This is a genomic window from Pseudoalteromonas umbrosa, assembly GCF_030125375.1.
In the GTDB taxonomy this organism is placed as follows: domain Bacteria; phylum Pseudomonadota; class Gammaproteobacteria; order Enterobacterales; family Alteromonadaceae; genus Pseudoalteromonas; species Pseudoalteromonas umbrosa.
Genome location: NZ_JASJUU010000009.1, coordinates 143,066 through 155,620, shown reverse-complemented (window position 1 = coordinate 155,620; position 12,555 = coordinate 143,066). Strand labels below are relative to the sequence as shown.

The window sequence follows — 12,555 nt, the reverse complement described above, 5'->3', positions numbered from 1 at the left end:
ACTGGCAATAGAAGGCTTTTCATTTTCCGCAGTGACTGTTGCCGCACCAGAGTCATCCGAACTGAACAAATTACTTGCTGCGGTGGCCATCATGCCAATCGGTGTGTAGGAGACTGCGGTTTTCGCAGCATCCATCATGCGACTGGCAATAGAAGGCTTTTCATTTTCCGCAGTGACTGTTGCCGCACCAGAGTCATCCGAACTGAACAAATTACTTGCTGCGGTGGCCATCATGCCAATCGGTGTGTAGGAGACTGCGGTTTTTGCAGCATCCATCATGCGACTAGCAAGGGAAGGTTTGTCGCCCTCGGTTGCTAAACTTGTCGCACCCGATTTATCTGCGCTGTCTAATGCAGCCTTGTTGGGTGATACTTGCGCAGTTGTTAGCGCAGCTTTCGTCGCGTCCGTCATTCGACTGTGCAGCGGCGGTGTACCGGTGGCTTTATTTAGTGTTTGGTGCTGCTGTACAAGCTGCGCAACTTTTTCATCTGGCAGTGACGTACCCGGAGCAAGGGAGGTGCTGGCCAATGCCGCGCCGGTTGCTAAGGTCTCTGGAGATGGCAATGCATCTTCGTTGAGCACTTCCATTGGTACATTCGGTACAGCAATTTCACTATTTGCTATTTTTTCGCTTGAGCTCGGTAGGGCTTCCTCTTCATCGTCTCCAAAACCAAACCAGCCACCCACTGTACTGCCAAGTGAGTGTATGCCGCGCGAGACTGAGCCACCATCGAGCAAACCAAAAGAGACATCGGAGATCAGGCTGCCCGCAGCAGATGACATCTTTTGGCCTAATGATGCTTCCTGCCCTTCTTCTAAGCCAAAATTCTCCCCAGCACTGTTCCATCCATCATAAAGGCTGTAAGCTGCTGAGCCTGCCAGTACAGCGGCACCTAGTACAGGGTTCAATAACATCGGGGCGAGTTTTGCCGCGCCTTTTGCTATGCCTTTTGCTGCGCCTTTAAACCCTCTTTTCCCCGCACTTTTTCCTGCGCTTTTTCCAGAGCCAGTTGATGGCCCTGGCGGCGTTCTTCCAGCCGTTGATGGACCGCCGGTGCTGCGTGTCGGGAACTTACCACGAGTGCCACCTTTACTGCCGCCTCTACCACCGCCTTTGCGATTACGACGACTTCGTTCACGATCAAAGTCCTCTTCTTCTGGGCCAAAATCAACGAATTCACTGGCTAAGTCTAAGAGGCCAGCTCCGGCATCCAAGATACCGCCGCCGCCACCGCCTAAGATGGAGGTGGCAATACCGCCGACGGCAGTTGATGTGGTTGCTGCTGTGTTAGCGACCAAACTACGTACCCGTCCACCACGGGTGCCTCCTCGGCGTCCACGTCGACCAGTTTCAACGTCTTGGCGGCCCATGCGGTCTTTACGCTTGTTGCGTCGGCGACCGCCCATTAGATCGCCGAGCTCACTGCCCGCTTCAAACAATGCGCCTAAAATACCACCTCCGCCAAGCAGGCTGGAAAATATTCCTTGATCAGGGAGTGCCGCCTCAATGCGGTTTAGCGTTCTGCGCATCTCTTTGATCAGCAGCATTTCTTGAGCGATGACGTCCATTTCCTTTTCGTTCAACTTGGTTGTTGAACCGACTAGGGCTTTGCCATCATGACCTGCCAACGGATTCGTTGATAGCTGCATCATAGGCGATAGCGCTTTGCTCATCATTCCTTTTTGCGCAGCACCCCGACGTTGGCTTTGTCGTTGGCTCTTTGCTCTAGGTGGGGCTAATAAGTTTGGTTGCTGATTTGCCATCCCCATTGCCATTGGCGTCATCATCGGGGCGGCCATTGACATCATTACCGGCGATGCCATCGGCATCATTCTACTGCGACTTTGCATCCGAGTCGCAGCGCGAGAGGCTGGCATCATCGGCATGGCCGACATCATTACACCACCGCGTCTCATGCTCGCACGTGTCATTCTGCCCCTAGGCATACGCCTTTGTGGCATCATCATCATTGTACGCGAGGACATGCCGCTTCTGGCTGTATTTAAACGAGATAGATCTTCACGGCGGTCATTATTGTTGGTTGTATTTGACTTTGCGTTAGTTGAAACAGACTGCACAATCTGTTTTAGCATGTCGTTGGCTTGTGCAGATTGCGTGACGAGTTTGTCTAGTGCGCTATTTGCATGTGCTTGATCTGTGTCGCGCTTTTTAAAAATATCAACTTGCTCAGCACTTTGCTGGCCCGCACTTAGTCCTTCAATCGGAGTTGTTGAACTGATATTTGAGTCTCTGGTGGCGCGATAACCACCGTTATCATCTTTCTCAACCTCGCTATATTCAACATCGTCTGACGCTTTTTTATTTTTTTGTGCCGACTCTGCTGTACTTTGCGTGTCGGTTTGCGTTGGGTCGGATTGAGGGTCTGTTGGCTCTGCCTTGTTTTGGAGATATTCTTCAATGGGTTCAGCAAGGCTACCTAAGCCAAGTGAGCCCAGTGCTGTTTGAATTAAATCGGCGCGTAAACTTTCAGCGGTTGTTTCCCCTAAGATCCGTAAAAAGCTCTTATCTTGTTGCTCACTGTCGGATGCTTGCTGATCAGCGTCCTCCCCTTGGGCTTTTTCTGATGCTTCCGCTTCTCTTTCAGCACGTTGGTCGCCTTTTTCCCTGATTGAATCTGAGACCACTTCTGTTAAAGAGGACATACCAAACACGCCAAGTGCAGAACCTATCAGATCTTCACGCATGCCAGCTAGGTCACTTTGCATCAGCTTAGTTAAAAAGCTGGTACCGCCACTTTGTTCTTCAGCTGCGCCACCTGCGCTGGCATTTTTCTCTGCACGTTCTTGTGCCGCTTGCTGCTTTTGCGCTTCACGCAAATCAAAGTCACGCTGCTTATTGTGTTCTTCTCGTGTGTCTTTGTCATGATCAAGCTGTGCTTGTGCTTGCTCGTGGGCTTTGTCTGCTGCGAGGGCTGTTTCTTTGTGTTGTCGACGTTGCTGATCCGTTTGTGTGGATTGGGCTGCCACTAAGTCGTCAAGGCTGTATTGCAGGCTGCCATTCTCTGCGGCGACTGTTTGTAAAAGACCAACAATGTCATTGAGTTGTTTGGTTTGATAAACATTGAGCCTAGCATCTTGCTGGGCAAAACTTCTCAGTGCCTGAATGTCGGTGGCCGAGCCAGAAGCAAATTTACTCAGTTCGGCCAATTGAGCCAACATCAGTGACTGTTGCTTGGTGCTATCGGCTTGTTCTATTGCTTGCAAATATCCGCGACTTAACTCATCTAAAGTGAACGGTTGCTGGGTTTGGATGTCACTAAGCTGAGTTGCCACGCCCTGTAGAGTACGTGCAGTTTCTGAGACTTCTTCTGAGGTTAAAGGCAGCGCTGAAACCAGTTTGTTGAGGGCATCGCTTTGTGAAAAAGCATTGCTGGCAATACTGGCAACATCTTCGCGAGCAAATGATAGGGCATTTAACTGTGCCACTAACTCGGCAAGATCATTTGCGATCTTGTCTGAAAAGGTGGCCGTATCTTCAATCGGCTGTGCCAATGCGGCTAACTGTGTGCCTAAAGAGGCCGATAAGTCTTCGGAATTAGGCACAGATGAGTCTGCTGGCTCAATAAGTTCGCGGACTTTAAAGCCAGATTGAGAAAGGCGTTCAGCCGTTTGAGAAAAGCCAGTAGGCATAGTCTATTCCTCTGTATGAAAGAAAAATAGATCCGAGCCGTTATTGACCCGAATCTAAGTATTTTGCCAAGCGTTGCTGCAAGAGAATAGCTGTACCATAATCAAATCCAGCTAGTTCAGCTGGCGACATGACGCCTTTAATCGCCAAACCGAATTCGACTTCCAGCAGCTGAGTCAGATTTGCGAAAGGGTGTGATGATGCTGGCCTCGTCGTCCAGCGCCGCTAAAAATGGGGTGTCACACGCTTTGCATGTTGCTTGCGCAGGTTTTAAGTCATGGAACAAGAGTTTGTCGATCTCACCTAACAAGGCAGCATCTTCACCCAGTGCACCATGGAATAACGTTTGAGCTTCTTTGAACTCAATAGATGATGTCATTGCCGCGATGGCCACTTCATCTTCTTCTAAGCCTAAGCGAGATAACGTTTTATATTGCCCTAATGTTAAAGGCATAAACTTCACATCTTGACGGCCACAAATATCTACAATGATAGGCAGTTTCGGGGCAGGTAAATCGTCAAACACCAAGCCTTCCCAGCTAAACTGATGTCTCACTGGTGCGCCGCAGTTTGGACAGCCCACTGATAAAGTGAATTCAATCGCGTTCATTGTGGTTAAACGGCGCAATAGCGAGATGTAGATGAAGTCAAAAAAGGTTAACTCGTCTTTTTCCATACCAACGATATGAATACCGCTGAGGATCTGGTCGATACGCTTTGACATGGTCATCTTACCTTGTGATTGCGAAAAGCTTTTCACTTCACCAAAGGTATAAGGTTGGTAGTGGATTTCCACACCGTCAGGATAAGCTTTGCCCATAGATGGCAAGCCTGTCACAGTGACCGCTGTAGATGGGAGGTTTCTGTTTTCAGTCGACGCAGTTACTGGCGTCATTGTACTATCGTTAGACATAAGGCTCACTCTCAATGATTACTGACTAAAATTAGGCGTCTTGCTCTGTTGCTGACTCGTCAGCTAGTTCCGTTTCCTGAGGAATGCTTGTGCTCACCTGCTCAGTTGATTGATAAATCCCCAACGTAAGATAACCTAAGCTTTTTAAACGTTTTTCTTGGCGTTTAGCTGAGTTTTCGCTGGCGACCCACTCAGTTTGTATTTTTGCTGAGGGAATACGGTTTTTGTATAGCAGGACAAATTTTGCGTACTCTAAGTTACTGGCAAATGTACCGTGCTTGGTGTTAACTGTAAAACGTTGTTGCGTCATGATATTGGTCTCCAAAGCAACTCACAATTGTCGGCCTGAACGGCTGACGGTCTCTATTAAATAAATTGTACAATTAAGACGTACTTATCGTAAGTCTTAATTATTTTAATTGTACAATGATTTTTATGTTATCGCATTAATGCCCGACACTGGTGTGCACACCGAGTACTTTAAAGGTCATATTGTATTCATGGCTGCCCGCTTCGCTGTGCCCTTCGAAATCCAATGGGCCATCTGGGATGACCCAGTATATTTTATCCGATAGTAATTCATGTTGTGCGGTGAACTTGCGTATTTGCAATAAGCGCTTCGCACTTTCAGCTGTGGAAATGGCTTGGCCGCCGTTAAGGATACCGTTGTTTATCCAATCGCTGATCCAATAGGTAATTGAATGCTCTACATCGTCGTAAAAGGATAGGTCTATGGTGAATTCACTGCTGCTCAGCGGCACGGAATAGGTGGAAATAAAGCCCTCAATTTCGTGGTTATTCAAGGTAGCTAGGTTTTCAACCACTGAGGTGGCGGGAAACCAGTCCGTAAAACGACCTATGGGGTTTTTATTTTTGTCCATTAATTTGGCGTCCCACAGGTGGTCCTGTGCAAAATCAACACTTCTGAGGTGTTCCATTTTTAACGGGTTTTCTAGCTTGGCCATTACAGTACTACCTAATAATCAAAGCGGGGTTATCTACCTAAAAAGGGGCGTACTGTAAGTACTCCCCTTGTCTTTGGTCATGGCGTTCGGTGGTTAGCCACCTGGGCCTGCACCCATTGTGAAGTAGTCATAGCTCAGAGTCATGACTGGACGCATGATATCTGATGTATCACCACCTAGTTCACCACCCCAATCCATACCTTCTAGGTACGCACCGATGATCTTATAGTGCCAAATGACTTCGTCTTGCTGGTTTAAGCGATGTAACAAGAAGTCAGTCTGGTATTCTGCACGTTTGACCTGATAGCCAGAACCTGACTTCCAAATCGCTTCACGCCAGTTATGCAACATAGTGTGCACTGTGTTGTCCACGGTTTCTGCCATCGTTAGCGTGATCACGTGATCATCATCACTGATACCCGCTTGCTTGATGTGGTGACCACGGATCTGAATGTCGATACTTTGCACTGCACTTGTTGGCAATGAACTAGACAAACAGCGTACGTTGATGTCTTCTTGTGACGGGAATGCGACGCCCGATGGTGCTGCAAATTGTACGTCCCATTTGTACAATACAGCAAAGTCATCTAATTTACGGATGTCTTCAATATTAAGACCTGCCATTTCAGGATTCTCCTATCTAAAAATTAACTACGATTACTACGCAAAGCGCCGTTAGGCGCCAAGTAGCTGCTCAGCTAGGCCGAAATCCAGACCCGTCGGCAAGATAGCCGTCGTGAACGGGATGTATTCCACCGAGCGTGTCGGTTTAACGAATAACCACAGGTTCATGCGACCTGCGTCAACGTCGGCATCCGAGTTGTTTGTTTCATCACAAACCACTTTAAAGTCTGTCACACCGCGGCGTGCTTTAATGTTGTTCATGTATGAACTGACCATCATTGAGGCAATAGAGCGTGTTGATGGATCGTTCAGCTCGAATAAGAAGCCTTCCAATGCGTCGCGGATCGCCGGTTCGATGGTGATCAACATCATGCGTACGTTGATACGGTCAAGCGCACTCGGTACGGATGACAAGGTCTTTTGACCCCAGATCAAGACACCTTTACCCGCTGCAAAGCGGATTGGGTTAATGCCTGCATCGTATAATAAGTCCATCTCGCCTTTATCGAAGCGACGGCGTGCATCAAGCACTTTAATCACACCGCGATTAAGACCTGCTGCTGGATACCATACTTCAGAGTTCATCGCTGTATTGCTCAGCGCTAACGCTGCGTACGCTTCAGGAGAAACATAGACACTGCGGTTATTGAACTTGTCGTAAATCTTACAGTGCGGGCTGTATAGTGCGCCGTAAGAGCTGTTAGCATTGAGTACTAGGTTGCGGTAGTCTTTGATTTCATTCAGGTATGAACTTGAAGACTCTGCGCTGTAAGGTGTTGATAGCATTGCGAAACAGTCTTTACGCTTTTCAGCCAATGCCAGTAACGATTTTTGATATGAAGGGATTGTGTAACCGCCGTCCATCAAAATTGTTACAGGGTAGCTGTCTGAGTTTTCTAACTCTTTCAACGCGGCTTGCATATGACCAGCCATTACTGGGCCACCTAAGTCACCGCCTGCCAAGTGTTGACCTTCGAATACGTCCGCAGGTTCACCTGTGTAGAATGGGTTTACAAAAGCGCGAATGTAGTCAGAACCCTGTACTTGGTTTTCGATGAAGATGTTACGGTTAAAGCCGTCAACGCCGCTTTCATCTAGTGAACAAGTGAATGACTCACGAGGGTCACGCTCGTTATCAAGGTAAACTTGCAGTTCGAACGTATTTGGCGTTTTTGCGATTTGGCGGAACAGAGACATCTTGATGTCGCCATCGCCTTGGTCAGCAAGTGCAATGTACTCATTGTTAGCCATTTTCTCTTCTGACTCAGATAGCCATAAATCGCCGCTACCGTCGCGTGTAACCCAATAGGCCGTATCCGCTTCGATACCTGTTGGTAGCGCGCCTGTGCTGCCGTCTTGCTTAACAACACTAAAACGAACCACACTGCCTGTGCTCCAAGTTTGCGTTGCACTTAGGCTGCCAGTTGGGATCATTTGGCCTTCGCCATTGTCTACTAAGTTAAAAGTAACTGTCTCGACTTGGCGGAAGTTATGTACTTGAATGCGAACACGATCACCCCATTCACCTTGATCGGCCGATGTGATGATAAATGCTTCTTTGTCGTCTGCTTCAACAGCGTCTAGTGCTTCAAAACCTGCGCTAATCGGTGCTGTTGCCGCTTCTTCGCCAATTTGGCCAACTGCCGCTGCTGAAAATTTAGCACCGTCGCCTAATACTCGGCGAACCCAAAGTTTATCGGCACCACCAAGATATGTCAGTGCTGAGAAATAGGCGTTATCAAAACCGATTTTAATCTTGTTATCGATTGTATAGCGGTTTAGAAACATGTTTTCGTTAGTTGCTAGCTGTGGCTCTAATGCGCCACGCTCTGCGCGCGGAATTAGTACCGCAGCATAAATACCTGGACCACCGCCAACGCGCTGGGAAAGGTCGATTTCTTTTAAAATTACTTGTGCTGATGACATCTAGGAAGTCTCCACTTGATTAAGTCAGATAGTTATATCGTTATACAACGGTGGTTACTTGGCGCGAACGCCTTTAGGTAATGCCCCAAGCTTTGATGGCTCGATAGACTTTACTTTGTCACGAGGTGCTAAGATAAGCGCTTCGCCGTCGTATGAAATAGTCACTGGGTGGTCAAGAGTGGACACAAGCGTCACCAGTTTAGGTGTAGCTGATTTTTTAGCCATAATGCTATGCTCCAATAAACATAAAGTAAAATAAGGTCGCGATTGCGCGACGGCGCAGTGCCTAGACTGCTTACTCAGATCACATAGCTCAGGTCTCGATGGGCGCAGTTCGTGCACCGATAAACAACCCCCGAAAAAAGTTGGGGTTGTTTAAATAATTGTACAACAAATTTCAATCGGGTTGCTAGCGTGTATTTTCATCAAATTCAAAATAACTGGGTTCGCGATGCAACCTATGGTGCTAATTCGGTGGGCGGCAGCTTATTGGATATGCAGCTGCACAGCGCCTCCGGTGAAAATGTTCTGTATTTGGGCAATCTTAGTGCCGGTTGATACGACGAATGCACCGCTGACTTTGGCTTGTGCACCGATTGTTTTGTAGTAACCGTCTTCGATGGACAGTTCAAAGTCTTGTAACGACTCCCACTGTACCTTGTATTCGAGGGTGTCGTCTAACTCGGGAATGTGCACTTCAAAGCGTTTTTCATTTTTCACCGCAGAGCTGGTGGTATAGAGCATTTCAAAGCGTTCAAGTTCTTCCATTTGAGTGGTGACATATAAAAAACGGAAATCAAACTCTCCCAGCAGCACTTTAACTTGCTCCATAGCATCTCCTTTGGGGTGAAGCACGCGATGGCTAGTGCGCCGAGCATAAATTTCACTGCTTCTGAGCGTACTGCGGTTAAAGAGTAATAAGGGCAGGGCCGAGGGGTCGACAATTTGCTTCTTCTCGTTTTGCGCCCGCAATGACTCAAGGCCATCGCGATAGCTCAAGTTCGGCTGGTACAGGGCCGTTGCATTAGGCAAATGACCGCCCAGTTCTTGCAATAAGCGCCACACCACCATAGAGGGCGTTGAGTAAATATCAATTTTATTTGCGGCCATGGCTTTCCTCTTCTTCAATTGGCGTCAGGTACGTTTTTGTCAGTAGCTCTTCGGTGATCCCCAAGGTTTTTTCATGTAGCACTCGGTATCTAAATACGGCACCATCAGCTCGTGTAAAAGTGAGCTTGTCATCAGGCAATAGGTCGTTATTAGAAAAAACTTCCACCGCTTCAAACCCGCCGATGTTATGTGTTCCCGCGGCGACCCAATCACGCCTAGGCGGGATAATAATGGTTTCAAAGGTCTCTTCACGGTACTGTGTTGATTCCGATGTAACGCTGAGCTCACCGGCCATTGCGCCATACACTTCCTCGATAGCAGCTTGTACCGTGACTTCTTCAACGGGAGCTGGCTCGGGAGCAGGTTCAGGGGTTGGATCTGGTGTCGGTTGTGCTGTGGGCGATGAAAGTGAAATCGCGCCGCCGTATAAGCTGCCCATAAACCCCGCTGGTGCACTGGGCACCGGTGGCGTGTACGCTTTTTCTGGCTCTGGCTCTGGCTCTGGCTCTGGCTCTGGCTCTGGCTCTGGCTCTGGCTCTGGCTCTGGCTCTGGTGCTTGGACAATGTCTGCCTTAAGGTCGAGTGACGGCGCTGCATCTGCGTCTTGCTCGATGGCCACTTGACGCTTGACGGTGACGGGGACCCCAAACAGTTTGATCAAGACAGGAAGACTATTGCGACTCCAGCCAGCAACAGCCCCCTCTATTGCGTTGTACAACATAAAAGTAGTACTCCTAAATAAAGTTTCTAAGTCTCAGGCTCACAGTTAGGTATTTTCGTTCCCTATTTGTATTTTAAACGTAAACGGGTGCCCCGTGAAGCCTCGTCGCGGTACGATTGGACGCACAGTGAAACTGTCTTGCCCTTCGTAGCCTATGGCGGGAGTGTAGCTGAGCCTGTCGTACATGGGCATGAATTCCTCAACGCGCAAAGTCCCGAATTCTGGCGTTCGCACTACTTCAAATGAACAACGAAACTTTTCTGAAAAGTCTTTCTCTAGTTCTTTTTGGTCAATAAAGTGCAAATCATAGTATGTGCGCTGATAGCTGTAAGACCAGTACTCAATTTGGCGGTGCAGCCATGAACTACCTGGGGTAAAGCGTGAATCCTTGGTGTGATCTAAAAATGAAAACCACACCTCTTGGTTTTTCTTGATGGCGGTTAGATAGGGGTCGAAAATTCGCACATAAGCTGGACGTCGGTTTGGCTCAACCGGCGCAAACATGGTCAACATAAGCTACTCTCTCAGTTCAATTAATTTTGTGGGGTCAAGCACCAGCATGAGGCCGCCACATGTGCGGCGTGCCACACCCGTGATGGCTGGGTTATTGCTGACTGAATAAGGCGCAATATCGCGCGGCGACAGTTCAAATATATTGCCAACAGCGGTGACTGACAGTGCAAATGGCTGTGGACTGACATCAAAGATCACAAAAAGCCCGCCTTCATCTGCCTGTGAGCGCGGATAATCGACTCCCAATTTAATGACGCCATTGATCACACTTAATACCTGATCTCGAAAGTAGGTAAAGCCCTCAATGCTCTGATCAGTCAGGTTGCGTGCCGTGACCGTTTGTCTTGGGATCAGTTCACGAATATATTGTACATTGATCGCAAAATCTTCATGGCCTATCTTCAGTGATAGCCATTGTGCTTGTTGGTCGACAGTGCGCACCATGCCTACCTCTTATTTGTGGTCTGCTAGACCACGTGTCTCAATTTAGTTAAGTATCTAGTTTAAGGTATCCGGCTGTGGTTGTCATGAGCTGTCTCGACTCATGCAATGAGGTATGTGTTTTGGGCAGGGTAGTTGAGGGGGAGTTGAGCACAATGGAGCAATTACCTTGTTTGCCCCTGTTTACATCTATAGACAAGCGGTTTTAACGCGCAGATATCGTCTAGAATATAAGGGAGTGCCATGTCCTTGTGCGGTTTATTCATATTAAATGGTTTGATTTCCTTTTAACATGTTTAGTTCTTCGTCGGCTAGATCAAAGTATTGTGCAACATTATGCTTATCAAATGTCCCTGAACTGAGGGCTTTGGCCATTTTTGAGTAGGCTCCCATAAACCCTGTAACAAGTTCATTTTTATTTCTTCGGCCCATCAATGTTGCGTCAAGTTCAGCCTGCTTCGACGCGATTAATAAGTCAAAACATGGCACGGTAATGGCTATAGCTAGGTTGCCATCAGGTCTTTTAAAATGCGCCAATGCCATCCCTTGATACCACGCACGAGAGCGCCACTTATCGGTATTTTCGGTCTCGGCGGCATCGGCGATGCTGTCGCCGATACGTTGCAGCCTCGCTGCTAAATTGGCAGGGTCATCATACATTAGCACTTGCAGTGCCGGTGTCAGTGACGCATGACTTTTGCAGGCCACTTGATGCCTAGCGATATGCATTTCCCGCAGGGTTTGATAGTAAAGCTCGCCGACTTCATCCCCAAAATCAAAGTTATTGACGATGTCATTTTCGTTAGGAGGGCGAATGTCGTCCAGAGTATAAGGGAGTGCCATGTCCTTTTCTGCCATAGGTAGATAATTCAATACGTTAACTTTATCCTATCTGGGGCAGGTTGTTAGGTCAATGGCTATTGGCGCCGGTCGAGGTATCTGAGTTGGGGGAGGAGGCGTGGGCCCCCATCAGATTAAATGGTCTTAGCGCTGTGCTTAATCACGGTGCGCTCAGCTTTTGATAGGTCAAAATATTGAGAAATGGCCCGACGATTAAAATTCCCGTTGGCGATATCGAAAGCTAATTTTTCATATATGCTGGTAAGCAGAGGGATTAAATCGCCCTTGTCTAATCTTCTCGGTAAGTTTTTATAAGATGAGCCATGTTCTTTGCGCACAAATTTGTCAACATCAGATAAGGATATGTCGCTGTCATAGGACTGCCTTTCAGCACCAAGCGGCCATATCAATAACGCCTCGTACCAAAAGTCTTCTGTCCACCCCTTGGTATTGCTAACGCGAGCTGCGTTTTCGAGCCATTTACCTATGTCGTTAAGGTGCTTTGGCAGATTGAGCGGATCTTGGTATATCAAGACTTTTAAGACATGAGAAAGGGCTGGTTTGGTTTCTTTGGCAACGCTTTTTTTAGCGGCTTGGATCTTACCTTTGCCCATTTCATATAAGACACCCGCTTCTTTGCCAAACCCGAATTGCGCAAGTACTTCAGCTTCATCTACATGGTGCTCAGGTGTATGAAAGCGCTGCAAAATGCACTCAGCACGTGAGTAGGTTGGTGATATATCTTGCTGGTGCAGGTTGAGCTCTGCGGTACACTCAGTTGTTCTCTTAGGTCTCATTATTAATACCTTATCGGCCGCATTACGCGGTAGGTTGTCGTCGTTAGATTCAAATA

Annotated in this window: 13 protein-coding genes; all 13 read right to left on the bottom strand. The window is 47.9% G+C overall.

The window, feature by feature from the left end; all coding sequences use genetic code 11:
- A partial coding sequence (locus tag QNM16_RS23765; protein ID WP_284022728.1) for a coiled-coil domain-containing protein occupies nt 1-3,651 on the bottom strand: 3,651 nt, incomplete at its 3' end.
- 137 nt (nt 3,652-3,788) lie between these two features.
- Complete coding sequence (locus QNM16_RS23760) at nt 3,789-4,562, bottom strand: hypothetical protein (RefSeq protein WP_284022727.1); 774 nt, start codon at nt 4,560-4,562, stop codon at nt 3,789-3,791.
- A gap of 31 nt (nt 4,563-4,593) precedes the next feature.
- The gene (locus QNM16_RS23755) at nt 4,594-4,872 is read right to left on the bottom strand and encodes a hypothetical protein (protein WP_284022726.1); all 279 of its coding nucleotides are present in this window, start codon (nt 4,870-4,872) and stop codon (nt 4,594-4,596) included.
- 136 nt (nt 4,873-5,008) lie between these two features.
- Nucleotides 5,009-5,527 carry a hypothetical protein gene (locus tag QNM16_RS23750; RefSeq protein WP_284022725.1) on the bottom strand — a complete coding sequence of 173 codons (519 nt, stop codon included), beginning with the start codon at nt 5,525-5,527 and terminating at the stop codon, nt 5,009-5,011.
- Between the two features lie 93 nt (nt 5,528-5,620).
- Nucleotides 5,621-6,151: a hypothetical protein gene (locus QNM16_RS23745; RefSeq protein ID WP_284022724.1), complete on the bottom strand. Its 531-nt coding sequence runs from the start codon at nt 6,149-6,151 to the stop codon at nt 5,621-5,623.
- 51 nt (nt 6,152-6,202) lie between these two features.
- Nucleotides 6,203-8,077, bottom strand: coding sequence for a phage tail sheath C-terminal domain-containing protein (locus tag QNM16_RS23740; RefSeq protein ID WP_284022723.1), 1,875 nt, complete (start codon nt 8,075-8,077; stop codon nt 6,203-6,205).
- A gap of 54 nt (nt 8,078-8,131) precedes the next feature.
- Nucleotides 8,132-8,302 (bottom strand): hypothetical protein, encoded by a 171-nt coding sequence (locus QNM16_RS23735; protein WP_284022722.1) that lies wholly within the window; start codon nt 8,300-8,302, stop codon nt 8,132-8,134.
- A 261-nt stretch (nt 8,303-8,563) separates the two neighbouring features.
- Entirely contained in the window at nt 8,564-9,205 is a 642-nt protein-coding gene (locus QNM16_RS23730) for a hypothetical protein (protein WP_284022721.1), read from the bottom strand.
- Nucleotides 9,174-9,908 (bottom strand): hypothetical protein, encoded by a 735-nt coding sequence (locus tag QNM16_RS23725; protein WP_284022720.1) that lies wholly within the window; start codon nt 9,906-9,908, stop codon nt 9,174-9,176. The genes QNM16_RS23730 and QNM16_RS23725 overlap by 32 nt, the downstream gene beginning before the upstream one ends.
- Before the next feature lie 45 nt (nt 9,909-9,953).
- The gene (locus QNM16_RS23720; RefSeq protein ID WP_284022719.1) at nt 9,954-10,421 is read right to left on the bottom strand and encodes an Ig-like domain-containing protein; all 468 of its coding nucleotides are present in this window, start codon (nt 10,419-10,421) and stop codon (nt 9,954-9,956) included.
- Nucleotides 10,422-10,424: 3 nt separating this feature from the next.
- A complete protein-coding gene (locus tag QNM16_RS23715; protein ID WP_284022718.1) occupies nt 10,425-10,865 on the bottom strand; it encodes a chemotaxis protein CheW in 441 nt (146 codons plus the stop codon).
- A gap of 264 nt (nt 10,866-11,129) precedes the next feature.
- A complete protein-coding gene (locus QNM16_RS23710) occupies nt 11,130-11,735 on the bottom strand; it encodes a hypothetical protein (RefSeq protein ID WP_284022717.1) in 606 nt (201 codons plus the stop codon).
- A 101-nt stretch (nt 11,736-11,836) separates the two neighbouring features.
- Nucleotides 11,837-12,499 (bottom strand): hypothetical protein, encoded by a 663-nt coding sequence (locus QNM16_RS23705; protein ID WP_284022716.1) that lies wholly within the window; start codon nt 12,497-12,499, stop codon nt 11,837-11,839.
- Nucleotides 12,500-12,555 lie beyond the last annotated feature (56 nt).